Genomic DNA, 14,215 nt, shown 5'->3' on the forward strand with positions numbered 1-14,215 from the left:
TTGCTGCGAGTGTGCTGCCTCCTCCCCCCCGCTCCCCCCCCCCCTCGCCCCCCCCCCCCCCCCTGTCGCGGGCCCAAACCCCCCCCCCCCCCTGGGGTTGGCGGGGGCCCCCGCTTCGTGTTCCCCCGGCCTGTTGACGGCATACCAAGCGCTTGCTAGAACTCCGGGCATGGCGCTGTCACCGCTCGACGATCACCCCGTGCACCAGACCGCCCAGGTCATGCGGCACGTCGCCACCTCCGACCGCAACTTCTACGACCGCTACTACTTCAACTGCCACGCCGGCACCGACGAGCTCATGCTGATCGTCGGCCTCGGCCAGTACCCCAACCTCGGCGTCACCGACGCCTTCGCCTGCGTACGGCACGGCGACCTGCACCGCGTCGTACGGGCCTCGCGCGAGCTGGGCCCCGACCGGATGAACACCGGGATCGGCCCGTTCCGCGTCGAGGTCGTCGAAGGGCTCAAGCGGCTCCGCGTGATCCTGGAGCCGAACGAGCATGGCCTGTCCTTCGAGCTCGACTGGGAGGGGACGATCCCGGCGACCCTCGAACCCCGCCATTTCCTGCGCTGGCAGGAGCGGGTCATGTTCGACTCGGTACGGCTCGCCCAGACCGGCCGCTGGACGGGCAGCATCACCATCGGCGACCAGGGGATCCCGGTCACCCCCGACCGCTGGCTCGGCACCAGGGACCGCTCCTGGGGCGTCCGGCCGGTCGGCGAGCCCGAGCCGCCCGGCATCCAGGCGAACAACTCCGGCACGTTCTACTGGCTGTACGCGCCGATGAGGTTCGACGACCACGCCATCCTGTGCATCGTCCAGGAGGACGAGCATGGCCGGCGGCTGCTGGAGGAGGCCGTACGCGTGTGGTCGGACGGGCGGGAGGAGGAGTACCTCGGCCGGCCGGACTACCGCCCGGTCTACGCCCCTGACACCCGGGACGTCGTGGAGGCGGTGATCGCCTTCTCGCCGCCGGGCGGCAGACCGTTCGAGGTGCGCTGCACGCCGGTGCTGCCGGTCCATCTCATGGTCGGCACCGGGTACGGGTTGGAGCCGGACTGGAGGCACGGCATGTACCAGGGGCCGGGGCCGGTCGTGCAGGGAGTGACGTACCGGCTGCCCGACGACGCCGCCAGGATGTGGGGCCTGGTCGACGCCGTCGGCCGCTTCGAGTACGACGGGCTCGTCGGCCACGGCCTGTTCGAGTACTGGGCGCTGGGCCCGCACCCGTCGTTCCCTGGACAGAACTAGTCGACGGGCTTCGCCTGCGCGCAGACGATCTGGACGACCTTGCTGGGGTCGTCCGCGTTCACGGCGCCCGGCGGGAGCTCGGTCGCAGGCAGCGCGGGGACCGCCCGTACCGTCTCGCCCTCGGGCAGGGTGGCGCTCGGCGCGTCCTCGGGGGTGGCGGGAGCGATGGGCGCGGCTTCGGGGGCGCCGGGCGCGCCCTCAGGGGCGGCGGGGGCGCTGGGCGTGGTGGGGGCGGCCTCGGTGGTGGTCAGGGGGGAGATCTCGACCGTGACGCCCGGCTCGGCGTCAGGTGCGGGCGCGCCGTCCTTGCGCTCGCCCTTCTCGTCGCGGGCGACGAACACGCGGGCCGCCACGCTGTGGACGAACTTGACCTCCTTGCCGTCCGGCGTCCGGCAGGACACCCCGGCCATGGTGGGGGCCGTGGTGGCGGCCAGGGTGGTGGCGGCCACGGTGGTGGCTGCGGGGACGTCGGGGGCGGGGGGCGCGTCGGCCAGGGCGGAGCCGCCCAGGACCGCGAGCGCGAGCACCCCCACCGTGCCGAGGACCGCGAGACGTCGCTTGAACATGCATTCTCCTCAGTCGAATCCAGTCGAATTCAGTCGCATCCATCCGAACGCCCCGATCGTGCTCGCCCACACCTGAAGCGATCCTGAACGCGCCCAAAAGGATCTTCAGGTTGGCTTTAGGTTCACTCAGGCACTCTGGACGTCGTGCGAGTGCTGCTGGTGGAGGACGAGGAACGGCTGGCCGGCCTGATCAAGGGCGGGCTGGCGGGCGAAGGCTTCGCGGTCGACGTGGCCCACGACGGGCGCGACGGCCTGTGGATGGCGACCGAGAACGCCTACGACGTGATCGTCCTGGACGTGATGCTGCCCAGGATGAACGGCTACACGGTGTGCTCCCGGCTGCGCGAGGCGGGCGACTGGACCCCGATCATGATGCTCACCGCCAAGGACGGCGTCCACGACGAGGCCGAGTCGCTCGACAACGGCGCCGACGACTACCTGGCCAAGCCGTTCTCGTACGTGGTGCTGCTGGCCCGGCTGCGCGCCCTGGTGCGGCGCGGCGGGACCGAGCGGCCGGTGACGATCACCGTCGGCGACCTGGTGGTCGACCCGGCCGGCCTGCGCTGCCGCAGGGGCGGGGTGGAGATCGGGCTGACGCCGAAGGAGTTCGCGGTGCTGCACGCGCTCGCCCGGCGGCCCGGGGAGGTGGTCTCCAAGGGCGAGCTGCTGGCCCAGGCGTGGGACTTCTCCTACGACGGCGATCCGAACATCGTCGAGGTCTACATCAGCGCCCTGCGCAGGAAGATCGACCTGCCGTTCGGCCGGACGTCGCTGATGACCGTCCGTGGGGCGGGCTACCGGTTGGAGCCGGCGTGAGGGCCCCGCTCGGAGCGCGGCTCAACCGGCTGCGGGTGAGCTGGGGGCGCCTGAGCCAGGGCCGGGTGAGCTGGGGCCCGGCGAGCTGGGGGCGGGTGTCGGCCGGGTTGTCGTCGGTGCGGTTGCGGGCCACCGTCGCGGCGACGCTGGTGGTGGCCCTGGCGCTCGGCGTCGCCGCCCTGGTGCTGGTCATGGCGTTGCGCGGCACGCTGGAGGGCAACGCGGGCGAGGAGGCGGCCAGGCGGGCCGCGGCGGCGGTGTCGTACGCGGAGACTGTGCCGTACGCGGCGTTGCCGGTCACCGAGACGTTGCCGGTCACCGAGACGGAGCCGGTCGCGCCGGAGGGAGCGACGCCACCGTCGAGAACGGTCTCCGGCCAGGCGAGCGAGACCCTGGCGGAGGACGCGGCCGTGGTCCGGCTCGCCGATCCCGACCTCGTCCTGGCCGGCCGGGCCACCGGCTCGCCCGCCCTGTGGGCGCAGCCGGCCAGCTACGCAGTCGCGGGCCTGCAGGTGACCACGCCGACCGGCCCGGCCACGCTCTGGTCGCGGGTCTCCCTGGACGGCGTGCGGAAGGCCGTCGAGGCCCTGTACAGCGCCTTGCTGCCCGGCGTGCCCGCCCTGCTGCTCGTGGTGGCCGGCATGACCTGGTTCTCCGTGGGCCGCGCGCTGGCCCCCGTGGCCGCGATCAGGGCCAAGGTGGCCGACATCACGGCCCGCGACCTGCACCAGCGGGTGCCGGTACCGGGCTCCAAGGACGAGATCGCGGCCCTGGCCACCACCGTGAACGGCACCCTCGACCGTCTGGAGACGGCCGTGGGCCGGCACAAGCGGTTCGTCGCCGACGCCGCGCACGAGCTGCGCAGCCCGATCGCCACCCTGCGCGCCCGGCTCGAACTGGCCGAGCAGAGCGAGCTGACCCGCGAGGCGCTGGCCGACGTCGAACGCCTCCAGGCGCTGGCCGCCGACCTGCTCATGCTGGCCAAGCTGGACGCCGGCGAACCGCTGCGCACCGGCGAGCTGGACCTGGGCCAGGTGGCGGCCGAGGAGTCGCTGCGCGCCCGGCGGCGGCCCGAGGTGCGGGTGGAGCTGGACATCGAGCCCGACGTGGTGCTGAACGGCTCCCGCGCCCACCTCGACCGGCTGGTCACCAACCTGGCCGACAACGCCGTACGGCACGCCGCCTCGGCCGTACGCGTACGGGTGCGCGCCGAGGAGGACCAGGCCGTGCTCGAAGTGCAGGACGACGGCCCCGGAATCCCGCCGGAGCACCGCGAGGCCGTCTTCGGCCGCTTCACCCGCCTGGACGAGGCGCGGGCTAGGGACGCGGGCGGCGCGGGGCTCGGCCTGCCCATCGCCAGGGACATCGCCCACCTGCACGGCGGCACGCTGACGTACACGGACGCCGGGTTCGTGGCCCGCTTCCCGCTCGCGGAGGGGGCGCTCAGTCCGGCTTGACGGCCAGGGCGTAGTTCGAGCTGCGTTCGAAGATCTCGAACCCGGAGCGGGCGTAGACGCTGACGGCTCCTGTGGGGTTGTCGGCGTCGACGCCCAGCGCGGTCGTGTCGAACCCCTGCGTGCGGAAGGCGGCCAGGGCGTGCGCGATCAGCGCGCTGGCCACGCCCTTGCCGCGCCACTCCCGGAGCGTGCCGATGATCTGGATCCAGGCCCGGCGCACGCCGGCCTGCTCGTTGTAGCCCTCGAAGGTGTGGGTGATGAGCACGCCCACCGCCCGCCCCTCGTGCAGGGCCACGAACGACGATTCCGGCAGGAAGTTCCGGGAGCCGACGATGTAGTCCTGCCAGCTCTCGGGGGTGTGCGGGACGCTGCCCCAGTGGTCGAGGAACGCCTCGTTGCGCACGTGGCGGGCGCCCTCGTCCAGCTCGGGCGACCAGGAGGTGACGGACACCCCGGCGGGCGGTGTGAAGTCCGGCAGCTCGCCCGACAGCGGCCGCCCCATGTGGGCGAACCAGCGGTTGGCGGCGAAGCCGGCCCTTTCGGCCAGTGCCTTCAGCCCGAGGTTGGTGTCGGGCACGTACAGATGGATCTCCAGCGGGACGCCCGGGAAGGCCTTCTCGCTCAGCTCCGGCGCGACGGCCAGGCTCCAGTCGATGATCCGCCGGCCCAGCCCGCGCCCGCGATGGCCGGGGTGCACGCCGCCCGACAGCCGCATGACGTGGGTGTCGGTGGCGGACTGCCGGACCGGCAGGTAGCCGTAGGCGACGATCTCGCCGCCCTCCCTGGCCGCGAGCGTGCCCGCGGCCAGGTCGATCAGGCGGTGGCCGAGCTGCTCCCTGACGTCGTCGAGGTCGTGGACCTCGCCGATGCGATCCTCGGCCTCGATCGCGGCCAGGAGGTCGGCGAGCGCCTCGGTGTCGTCAAGGGTCAGCGGTTCCCACGCCAGGCTCATGGCCAGCAGCCTAGGCCAGCCTGGTGAAGCACCCCAATTGTTTTCCGACCCCTGCGATCCGCTCGGCGAACGCCTCCCGCGTCCGCCGCCCGAACCCGATGAAGAACCGGTTGGCCAGGGCCACTCCCCAGCCTCCCCACCCGGCCACGTCGTAGACGCGGTGCTCCACGCGGGCGCCCTCGGGGTGCGGCAGGACGGTCCATTCGCCCCGGTACCACCAGCCGCCCTGGTAGGCGACGGTGTGCCCGTCCTGCTCGACGGTCATCGGGTAGGCGGGCGGCGAGCCGGTCAGGGCCTGCCACACCTGCTCGACCGGGGCGCCGATCACCCCGGCCACCTCGGTGATCAGCCGTTTCCTCATGGCTTGCTCACCCGGCTGTTCTGGAAGGAGGCGAACAGCCAGCCCTCCGGCGTGCGCAGCGCGGTCAGCGTGACGACGGACGCCCTCTTCGGGTCGGGCACGCCGTCCACCGACGAGGTGCCGCCCGCGATCACCAGCGCGACGTCGTCGGTCAGCGGCCTGACGGTCGGCGCGGGGCCGCCCTCGGCGAGCTTGATGGACGTCCTGAACAGCGCGCGGTGGGTCTCCTCGATCGCCTTCCTGCCCTTGAGGTGCAGGCCGAAGAAGGTGATGTAGTCGGCGTCCTCGGTGAACAGGCCGGCGTAGCCGGCGGAGTCGCCGGCGTTCCAGGTCTCCGTCATCCGCTCGACCAGGCGGGTGATCTCTTCGGACATGGCACAGCTCCCTTCGTGGCGGCGCCTATCCTGGGAGTTGCGCGTCCGGGCAGGGCAGGCGCCGTGTTCGGATGTCGGCCGCCGGGGTGTTGGCGCACCCCGGCGGCCCTTGTCATCTCACCCCTCGGCCGTGCTCGTCCAGGTGAGTTCGCCCTGGTGGAGCCGGTCGAGAAGCCTCCTGATCCAGGCGAGCTCGGCGGCGTGCAGAGCCTGCTCGCACTCGACCTCCAGCATGAGGATCTCCGGCAGGCCACTGTCGTTCATGGCCTTGATGTGCCCTTCCATCCCGGCGAGCGTGCCTTCGAGCGTGGCGGCGCGGGCACGCAGCGCCCGCTGCGCCTCGGACGGCGGCAGGCAGCCGATCAGCGAGATGGCCGCCACGAAGGCGCGCCGGTCGGGGTCGGGCTGCTCCAGCAGCCGCCGGAGCCGGGTGATCAGCTCCTGGCGGCCCTCGTCGGTGATCTCGTAGACCGTGCGCTCGGGCCGGCGGCCCTCACGGTCGGTCTTGGCGGGGACGATCAGCTCGTCCGCGGCCAGCCGCTCGACCGCGTGGTAGAGGCTGCGCGGCAGGCCGGTGATGTAGTCCTTGTGCGTGTCGATGATGAAGCGGTGGAGCTCGTAGGGGTGGCTCGGGTGCACCGTGAGCAGGGCGAGCACGGTCAGGTCGACCAGGCTCTTGCGTTGCGCCATGTTGCCACCCTCCATATTGCACTTTGCAATATAGCCTAGCCGTCGAGCTGGAGGAAGGCCCGCTCGATCGCCTGCCGCGACACCTCCTCCGGGTACGGGAACCGCGTGATCGAGTCGCGCAACCCCTCCACGTGGGCCTTAGCGGCCAGCTCCGCCACCAGCTCCAGCTCGGCCCGCTGCTCCTGGACGAACGCCCGGCCGACCACCGCGCCGTGCCCCGGCACGAACACCTGCTCCGGCAGCGCGTCGAGCATCGCGCCCGTCGTGACCGGCCAGTCGAGCGGGTAGGAGTCGCCGAACGCCGGCGGCGCGCCCTCCTCGACCAGGTCACCGGCGAACACCACGCCGGCGTCCGGCACGTGCAGGACGATGTCGTTGCTGCTGTGCCCGAGCCCGAAATGCCGCAGGTGCACCATGCGTCCGCCGATGTCGAGGCTGGCCGAGGCGGTGAAGGTGTGGTCGGGCGGCACGATCGCGATCTCCTCCATCTCCGCGCGGCGGTCGGGCAGCCGTTCCAGGACGTCCGCGCGATGCTGCTCGCCGTAGACGTCGATCTCCTCGGCGCACCGGACGTGGCTCCAGATCTCGGCGGGACGGAAGAGCGCGTTGCCGAAGTAGTGGTCGAAATGCGAGTGACTGTTCACGACCGTCCATGGATGGCTGGTGATCGTCCTGATCGCGTCGATCAGGTCGGCCGCCTCCCGGTGGGAGCTGCGGGTGTCGAGCACCAGACAGTGCCCGTCGCCCACGATCAGGCCCGTGTTCATGTCGAAGGACTCATGGCGGCGCACGTAGACCCGGTCGCCGACCTCCTGCCACCGCTCGTTCATGCCAACGAACCTTACTTTTCGGACTTCCTGCCGGTCATCCCTGAAGGTAGGCCAGCACGGCCAGGACCCGGCGGTGCCCGTCGGACTCGGGCGGCAGGTCGAGCTTGGTGAAGATGCCGGCGATGTGCTTGGCCACGGCGGCCTCGGTGACGACCAGCTCCCTGGCGATCGAGGCGTTCGCGCGGCCCTCGGCGATCAGGCCGAGGACCTGCTGCTCGCGCGGGGTGAGCCGGGCCAGCGGGTCGCGCCGCCGCCGCAGGAGCTGGCGCACCACCTCCGGGTCCACGACCGTGCCGCCCGCGGCCACCCGGTCGAGCGCGTCCACGAACTCGCGCACGTCGCCGATGCGGTCCTTGAGCAGGTAGCCGACGCCCGCGCCGTCGCCGGACTCCAGCAGCTCGGCCGCATACGTCTGCTCGACGTACTGGCTGAGCACGAGCACGGCCAGGCCGGGATGGCGGCGGCGCAGGTCGAGCGCGGCGCGCAGGCCCTCGTCGGTGAAGCCGGGAGGCATCCGCACGTCGGTCACCACGGCGTCGGGGCGGTGCTCGGCGACCGCCGCGACCAGGGCGTCCGCGTCGCCGACCGAGGCGGCCACGGTGTGGCCGAAACGTTCGAGCAGTCCGACCAGCCCCTCGCGGAGCAGCACGGCGTCCTCGGCGATCACCACGCGCACGGGATCTCCACTCTCACCAGGGTCGGGCCGCCCGGCGGGCTGGACACCGACAATCTTCCCTCCACCACGGCCAGTCTGTCGGCCAGGCCGGTCAGCCCGGTCCCCCTGGCCGGGTCGGCGCCGCCCACGCCGTCGTCGCGGACCTCGACGGCCAGCGTGCCGGCCGCCGTCCGGGCGGTGACCGCGGCCCTGGTGGCCGCGCTGTGCCTGGCGACGTTCGCCAGCGCCTCGCTGACCACGTAGTACGCGGTGACCTCGACCGGCGCCGGCAGCCGGCCCAGCCCGTCGACGTCCACGTCCACGGGCACCGGCGAGCGTCCGGCGACGTCGCGGACCGCCGCGCCCAGCCCCCGGTCGGTCAGCACCTGCGAATGCACGCCCCTGATCAGCTCGCGCAGCTCGGCCAGCGCCTGCCTGGCCTCGTCGTGCGCCCGGCCGAGCGTCCTGGCCATCGGGGAGTCGTCGGGCACGTCCAGCCTGGCCATGCCGAGCGTCATCGACAGCGCGACCAGCCGCTGCTGCGCGCCGTCGTGCAGGTCCCGCTCGATCCTGCGGCGCTCGGTCTCGAACGCGTCCACCAGGCGCGCCCGCGACCGCATGACCTCGCTCAGCTCCGACCCGGTGGGCGCGAGCACCGCCCTGACCATCGCGCCGCGCGCCCCACCCCACGCCGTGATCGTGTACGCCGCCACCGGCAGCAGCAGCACCCCCGCCACGCTCGCCACGAGCCCGGCGGCCGGCACGACCTCCGGCTGCACCACGGGCGACAGGATCAGCAGCACCGGCCCCCCGACGGTGAACCCCAGCATGAGCAGGTCGATCCACCACATCGCGAACACCGTCATGACGGCGACCCCGGCCTCCCGCCTGCGCCGGTCGGGCACCGGCGGCAGCGGCACGGTGTCCACCAGACGCAGCCGTACGCGCTCGAACCGGGCGATCAGCGGCACGACCAGCGCCGGCAGCACCGGCACGAGCAGCAGGCTCACCGGCGGCCCGGCGAGCCCGACCACCATGACGCCCAGGCCGACGGCCGCCCCCGGGACCACGCTGCCCAGCAGGTACGCCACGCACCGCCATGTCCAGGCCGACCGGAGGAAGGCGGGCGGGCGCTGCGTGAGCGCTTCGAGCGCGGTCCTGTTTCCCACCCGGTGACCGTATCGGCGGCGGGGAACGGCGCGCAGTAGTGCGGGGTCTACCTTCGGCGGCTCAGCCCGCCATCAGCGGCTCGGCGGCCGTACGCAGCTCCGCGCTGAACGGCGCGGGCCGGAAGGTCTGCGGGTCGAGGTTGACGTTGACGCGGTAGCCCTCGGCGTGCACGACCGAGCGGTCGCCGGACAGGACCCGGAAGCCGTAGACGCCGCTGGTCCGGCCCATGCGGTCGATCCAGAAGTCGACCAGCACCTCACCCGCGCCCATGACCGGCGCGTTGTAGGTGATCTTGAACTCGCGGACGGCCAGGTAGAGGTCCTTGAACTTGGAGATCGCCGGGTCGAAGCTCCAGCCCTGCTCGGCCCAGTAGGCGGAGATGGCGCGCTCGACCAGCAGGGCGTAGCGCGAGTTGTGCAGCAGGCCCATCGCGTCGAGGTCGTCGAAGTGCACCTGGGCGGGTCGGGTCTGGGTCACACGGGCTCCTTCAGTCGGTCGTGGACGGCGCGACGGGACCGCTCGTAGGCGGCCCCGCCCCTGCCGAGCAGGCGGGTCTGGGTGACCACGGACTCCCCCAGGGCTTCGATCTCGTACGCGAGCTGCGCCGGGTCGGTCTGCGGCGGCAGCTCGCCCAGCTCGACCGCCTCGCGCACCAGCCGCTCGATGAAGGCGAGCCAGTCGGCCGCCGCCTCGGCCACCCGGTCCCTGACCGGGCCGGGACGGTCGTCGAACTCGACCTGCGCGGTGTAGAAGAAGCACCCGCCGGGGAGGACGCCGGTCTCGTAGAAGCGCAGCCGGGCCTCGTGCAGGGCCAGGACGCGGGCCACGCCGGGCGGGGCCTTGAGCGCGGGCCTGACGATCTCGTCCGTCCACTGGCGGACGGCCCATTCGACGGTGTCGAGCTGGAGCTGCTCCTTGTCGCGCCAGTGGGCGAAAAATCCGGATTTGCTGACCCCGGCGGCTTCGGCCAACCGGCCCAGGGTCAGCCCGTCCAGGCCGTGCACCGAAGCCAGTGACACGGCCTGCCCGAGGATCGCCTCACGGCTGCGCTGCCCGCGCGCCCGGCGACCGTCTTCCTTCACGTCGGCCATGCCGCTCAGCATACATTAACGACCGATCGTTCAGATTGAAGGGGTCAAACCCTCCCGTAGCGCACCGCGACCGAGTCGAACATCAGGACCGCCTCCGCCGCGTCGGCCTCCGCCAGTGGGCGGCCGAGCTGGGGATCGCTGCCGGCGAGCCCCGACTCCCGCTCGACGATCCGCGCCACCTGGTACATCAGCTCCACGACCCGGCCGGCGGCGTCACCGTGCCACCAGAACGGCACGCTGATCCCCCAGCCGCCTTCCCAGTGGTTCACCGAGATGCCGGTGCCCTCGTGTTCGAGGTCCCAGTTGGGCGGGTCCTCGAAGATCTTCACCTCGCCAAGGAGCGCGCTGGCCTGGGTGACGACGTTGTTCCAGGCCACCAGGTCCGGTGGACGCGGCTCGTCGTCCTCCGAGCCGAAGTACAGGTCGTAGCTCATGGTGCACGAAACTAGTGCCGATCCCCCACGAACCTGCGCAAAATACGCCGTACGACCACAACCAACGCGAGCACCACCCCGACCCGCACCGCCACGGAACCTCCCCGGCGCGGCGCCGCCGCCACGGACGCCGTCCCGCCGGCGGTCACCTCGGAGTAGACGTCGTCGACGATCAGGTTGAACCGGCGCTCCCTGCGCGACCCGGCGCTCGTCATCCGCAACGCCCGCACCTGCCGCCAGAACCCGCCGCCGATCGGCCCGGCGAGCACGGTCGCGGCGACCTCCCGCAGGTGGGCCTCGGTGATCGAGCGCAGCTCCCACATCAGCAGCCAGTGGTTGAGGATCATGTTCACGTACAGGTGGGCCCGCTGGCCCTCCTCGTCGCCGGAGGCGAAGAACGCCCCCCAGCACGCCCGGTAGAGCGGGTCGTCCATCGCCATCTTCATCAGGTCGCCGTGCAGCGTGCGCAGCGCCTGCTCCCTGGCGGACTTGGCCTCCCTGGCCTGGAGCACGAGCGAGAACGCCACGCCGATCAGCGCGAGCACGGCCAGGATGGCCGAGGCCGCGCCGTACGTCTGGCCGATGTCGCCGAGCACCGACCAGTCGCCGCGGCTGCGTCCCAGGGCGGCCAGGAAGAAGGGGGAGGCGACGACCAGGCCGGCGGCGGCGACGACCGACAGCAGGAGCAGGATGGTCACCCAGTAGCGCCCGAACGACCGTCTGTTCACCTGGCTAGAACGTGGCCGAGTGGCGCAGCGGCGGAGGAAGCACGTCGCGTTCGGCGGTCATGTACGGAATGAGCTCCGCGCCCTGGCCGAAGAGCTTCTCCATGTCGTCTCCGCAGCTCTCGATCAACGACCGGTCGAGGATCTTGCGCGCTCCGGTCAGTGTGCCGTCCTGGCTGTAGAGCACCTCGTACATGACCGTCGTGTCAAGGATGACCACCTCGGGCAGCGCCTCGGGGAAGCCGAGCGCCGCCAGGCCGTCGGCTTCGAGGACGCGGATGTGCTCGCCGGCCAGGGCCCGCAGGCGGATGTAGTAGAGCTCCCACTGCAGGTAGGAACTGAAGGGCCGCTCGACGAGCCGGACCCGCCGCATCGCGAACTCCCCCGCCTCGCGCAGCGGCCGCTGGATCTCCTGCCGGCGCTCGTCGATGAGCCGGATCGCCTCGCCCCAGTCGCCGGCGTCGAGGGCCAGCCAGCTCGGCTCGTCGGGCTCACGGTAGCTCTGGCGCGTCTCAAGCTTCCAAAACACCCGTTCGAGATCGCGGAAGTACGGCCAGAAATCAGCGAAATACTCGTCGGGCGTGAGCTGCTGGGACTTGGCCGCAGCGACGTTTCTAAGCATCAGGGATATCCGGCTTGGCGGCTACGAGCATCTTGCGGGGAATGACGACCAGGCGTTCGTCACGGGCAATACTAACCCCCGCGGGCAGCCGGCCCCGGTAACTGTCCGTAAGGTCGCGTCCGATTATCGCGATATCGCCGTTGGACAGTTCCCAGATATCAGGACATGAGGGACTTGCGGTGGTATCGCCAAGCTCAAGGGCCGACCTCCCCAGGCGTCGTCGCAGCTCGGCCGATGCATCAGCTTCCCATGGACGCGCCACGGCATAACCCCTTTTCCCTGGTGGCGTTACGCATGAGTGTGACATCGAATACGATGGCCGACAATGTCCGGTCACGGAAGAGTGAATTCACCGGCAGGGCAGTAATGCTTCCAGGGGACCGATCGGGTCAATCTCCCTCTGCGCGCTTGCGGAACTCCAGCCCCTCGAACGCGCCCGACGTCCGCCACCCGTCGATATACGCGAAGTACGCCATTGCGCCCTGCGGGTGACCGATGTTCAGGCGGCCTTTCCTGCCGGGATCGCGACCCTCGTTGTTGTAGTAGCCGGGTGTGCAGTCGGCGGAGGCGCCGAGGATGCTTCCGGGGCCGGACAGCAGCAGCTCGATCCAGGCGTCCTCGGCCTCCTCGGTCACCTCGATCTCGTCGAAGCCGTGGGCGAGCGCGTGGCCGATGGTCAGGGCGATCGTCCGGGCGGCCTCGGTGAGGTTGTGCGGGATGTTGGAGATGAGGTTCGCGCCCTGCGCGGGCTGGACGACGAAGGCGTTCGGGAAGCCGTGCGCGTGGATGCCGTGCAGGGTGCGCATGCCGTCCGCCCAGTGGTCGGTGAGCCGGACGCCGTCGCGGCCGGTCAGCTCGTAGCCGGCGCGCCGGGTGTAGTCGGTGGTCACCTCGAAGCCCGAGGCGTAGATGACGCAGTCGACCTCGTACTCGACTCCGGCGGCCACCACGCCGCGCTCGGTGACGCGCTCGACGCCCTTGCCGTCGGTGTCGACCAGGCGGGTGCCGGGGACGTTGAAGGACTGCAGGTACTCGTCGTGGAAGCAGGGACGCTTGCAGAGCTGGCGGTACCAGGGCTTCAGCTTCGCGGCGGTCTCCGGGTCGCGGACGATCGCGTCGACGCGGGCCCGGATCTCCTCCATCTTCTCGAAGTCGGAGTCCTCGTACGCCTGCGCCATCTTCTCCGGGGTCAGGTCCTCGGGCGGGAGCGCCGTGATGCGGGCGCGGATCCGCCGGGCGATGTCGGTCCAGCCGTCCATCACCAGGTCCTCGTCGGTCAGGCCGCCGGTCTGGTTGCCGGTGAAGTTCTCCAGCCAGCGCCGCTGCCAGCCAGGGGTCGCGATCCCGGCGAACCAGGCGGGGTCGGTGGGCCGGTTGTCGCGTACGTCCACCGAGGAGGGGGTGCGCTGGAAGACGTACAGCTCGGCGCAGGCGCGGGCCAGGTGCGGCACGCACTGCACGGCCGTCGCGCCCGTGCCGATGACGGCGACGCGCTTGCCCGCCAGCCGGTCCATGGGCGCGCCCGTGGGGTCGCCGCCGGTGTAGTCGTAGTCCCATCGGCTGGTGTGGAACGAATGCCCTAGGAAGTCGTCGATGCCGGGGATGCCGGGGAGCTTGGGCACGTGTAGCGGGCCGATCCCCATGACCACGAACTGGGCGGTGAACGCGTCGCCGCGGTTCGTGCGGACGGTCCAGCGCGACCGGGACGCGTCCCACTCCAGGTCCTGGACCTCGGTGTGGAAGAGCGCGTTGTCGTACAGGCCGTAGTGCTTGCCGATGCGGCGGCAGTGTTCGAGGATCTCGGGGGCGTGCGCGTACTTCTCCGTCGGCATGTGGCCGGTCTCCTCCAGGAGCGGCATGTACACGAACGACGCGGTGTCGCACTGTGCTCCCGGGTAGCGGTTCCAGTACCAGGTGCCGCCGAAGTCGCCGCCCTTCTCGACGATCCGCACGTCGTCGATGCCCGCCTCCTTGAGCCGGGCGCCGGTGACGAGCCCGGCGAACCCGCCGCCGACGAAGGCCACCGTCACGTGGTCGGTCTTCGGGTCGCGCTCGGTCCTCGGCGTGTACGGGTCGTCCAGGTAGTGGGCGAAGCGGCCGGTGAGGCGGACGTACTGGTCGTCGCCGTCCGGGCGCAGTCGCTTGTCGCGCTCTTCGAGGTATTTGCGGCGGAGGGCTTCCTTGTCCATGCGTCCTCCGGAGACGAGGTTCCGAATTCCA

18 protein-coding genes are annotated in these 14,215 nt (G+C 71.5%); 3 read left to right on the forward strand and 15 right to left on the reverse strand.

Annotated elements, in window-relative coordinates; translation table 11 throughout:
- The first annotated feature begins 169 nt into the window (after positions 1 to 169).
- The gene (locus tag ABZ815_RS02585; protein WP_357693162.1) at positions 170 to 1,252 is read left to right on the forward strand and encodes a hypothetical protein; all 1,083 of its coding nucleotides are present in this window, start codon (positions 170 to 172) and stop codon (positions 1,250 to 1,252) included.
- On the opposite strand, the gene ABZ815_RS02590 is transcribed toward ABZ815_RS02585, so the two are convergent.
- On the reverse strand, positions 1,249 to 1,818 hold the full coding sequence (locus ABZ815_RS02590) for a hypothetical protein (protein WP_357693164.1): 570 nt from the start codon (positions 1,816 to 1,818) through the stop codon (positions 1,249 to 1,251). The genes ABZ815_RS02585 and ABZ815_RS02590 overlap by 4 nt on opposite strands.
- 144 nt (positions 1,819 to 1,962) lie before the next feature.
- Here ABZ815_RS02590 and ABZ815_RS02595 point away from each other — a divergent pair, with 144 nt between their 5' ends.
- Positions 1,963 to 2,634: a response regulator transcription factor gene (locus ABZ815_RS02595; protein ID WP_357693166.1), complete on the forward strand. Its 672-nt coding sequence runs from the start codon at positions 1,963 to 1,965 to the stop codon at positions 2,632 to 2,634.
- The gene (locus ABZ815_RS02600) at positions 2,631 to 4,091 is read left to right on the forward strand and encodes an ATP-binding protein (RefSeq protein WP_357693168.1); all 1,461 of its coding nucleotides are present in this window, start codon (positions 2,631 to 2,633) and stop codon (positions 4,089 to 4,091) included. The genes ABZ815_RS02595 and ABZ815_RS02600 overlap by 4 nt, the downstream gene beginning before the upstream one ends.
- Here ABZ815_RS02600 and ABZ815_RS02605 read toward each other — a convergent pair.
- From ABZ815_RS02605 to ABZ815_RS02670, 14 genes are all read right to left on the reverse strand, one after another.
- Complete coding sequence (locus ABZ815_RS02605; RefSeq protein ID WP_357693170.1) at positions 4,078 to 5,043, reverse strand: GNAT family N-acetyltransferase; 966 nt, start codon at positions 5,041 to 5,043, stop codon at positions 4,078 to 4,080. The genes ABZ815_RS02600 and ABZ815_RS02605 overlap by 14 nt on opposite strands.
- A gap of 10 nt (positions 5,044 to 5,053) precedes the next feature.
- A complete protein-coding gene (locus ABZ815_RS02610; protein ID WP_357693172.1) occupies positions 5,054 to 5,404 on the reverse strand; it encodes a hypothetical protein in 351 nt (116 codons plus the stop codon).
- Positions 5,401 to 5,778 (reverse strand): SgcJ/EcaC family oxidoreductase, encoded by a 378-nt coding sequence (locus ABZ815_RS02615; protein WP_357693174.1) that lies wholly within the window; start codon positions 5,776 to 5,778, stop codon positions 5,401 to 5,403. The genes ABZ815_RS02610 and ABZ815_RS02615 overlap by 4 nt, the downstream gene beginning before the upstream one ends.
- 117 nt (positions 5,779 to 5,895) lie before the next feature.
- Entirely contained in the window at positions 5,896 to 6,468 is a 573-nt protein-coding gene (locus tag ABZ815_RS02620; protein ID WP_357693176.1) for a PadR family transcriptional regulator, read from the reverse strand.
- 35 nt (positions 6,469 to 6,503) lie between these two features.
- Positions 6,504 to 7,298 carry an MBL fold metallo-hydrolase gene (locus ABZ815_RS02625; protein WP_357693178.1) on the reverse strand — a complete coding sequence of 265 codons (795 nt, stop codon included), beginning with the start codon at positions 7,296 to 7,298 and terminating at the stop codon, positions 6,504 to 6,506.
- A gap of 34 nt (positions 7,299 to 7,332) precedes the next feature.
- Entirely contained in the window at positions 7,333 to 7,974 is a 642-nt protein-coding gene (locus tag ABZ815_RS02630; protein WP_357693180.1) for a response regulator transcription factor, read from the reverse strand.
- Positions 7,962 to 9,122: a histidine kinase gene (locus ABZ815_RS02635; protein ID WP_357693182.1), complete on the reverse strand. Its 1,161-nt coding sequence runs from the start codon at positions 9,120 to 9,122 to the stop codon at positions 7,962 to 7,964. The genes ABZ815_RS02630 and ABZ815_RS02635 overlap by 13 nt, the downstream gene beginning before the upstream one ends.
- A 61-nt stretch (positions 9,123 to 9,183) precedes the next feature.
- Positions 9,184 to 9,600, reverse strand: a complete 417-nt coding sequence (locus tag ABZ815_RS02640) for a thioesterase family protein (RefSeq protein WP_357693184.1) — start codon at positions 9,598 to 9,600, stop codon at positions 9,184 to 9,186.
- Positions 9,597 to 10,214, reverse strand: coding sequence for a TetR/AcrR family transcriptional regulator (locus tag ABZ815_RS02645; protein ID WP_357693186.1), 618 nt, complete (start codon positions 10,212 to 10,214; stop codon positions 9,597 to 9,599). Before ABZ815_RS02645 ends, ABZ815_RS02640 begins: the two co-directional genes overlap by 4 nt.
- Before the next feature lie 44 nt (positions 10,215 to 10,258).
- A complete protein-coding gene (locus ABZ815_RS02650) occupies positions 10,259 to 10,648 on the reverse strand; it encodes a hypothetical protein (RefSeq protein ID WP_357693188.1) in 390 nt (129 codons plus the stop codon).
- Positions 10,649 to 10,659: 11 nt separating this feature from the next.
- Positions 10,660 to 11,376 (reverse strand): DUF6082 family protein, encoded by a 717-nt coding sequence (locus tag ABZ815_RS02655; protein ID WP_357693190.1) that lies wholly within the window; start codon positions 11,374 to 11,376, stop codon positions 10,660 to 10,662.
- A gap of 4 nt (positions 11,377 to 11,380) precedes the next feature.
- Complete coding sequence (locus ABZ815_RS02660) at positions 11,381 to 11,995, reverse strand: DUF6879 family protein (RefSeq protein ID WP_357693192.1); 615 nt, start codon at positions 11,993 to 11,995, stop codon at positions 11,381 to 11,383.
- Entirely contained in the window at positions 11,988 to 12,257 is a 270-nt protein-coding gene (locus ABZ815_RS02665; protein ID WP_357693194.1) for a hypothetical protein, read from the reverse strand. Before ABZ815_RS02665 ends, ABZ815_RS02660 begins: the two co-directional genes overlap by 8 nt.
- A gap of 127 nt (positions 12,258 to 12,384) precedes the next feature.
- Complete coding sequence (locus ABZ815_RS02670; RefSeq protein WP_357693196.1) at positions 12,385 to 14,184, reverse strand: NAD(P)/FAD-dependent oxidoreductase; 1,800 nt, start codon at positions 14,182 to 14,184, stop codon at positions 12,385 to 12,387.
- Between the last annotated feature and the right edge of the window lie 31 nt (positions 14,185 to 14,215).

It is taken from the genome of Nonomuraea sp. NPDC047529 (genome assembly GCF_040642995.1).
In the GTDB taxonomy this organism is placed as follows: domain Bacteria; phylum Actinomycetota; class Actinomycetes; order Streptosporangiales; family Streptosporangiaceae; genus Nonomuraea.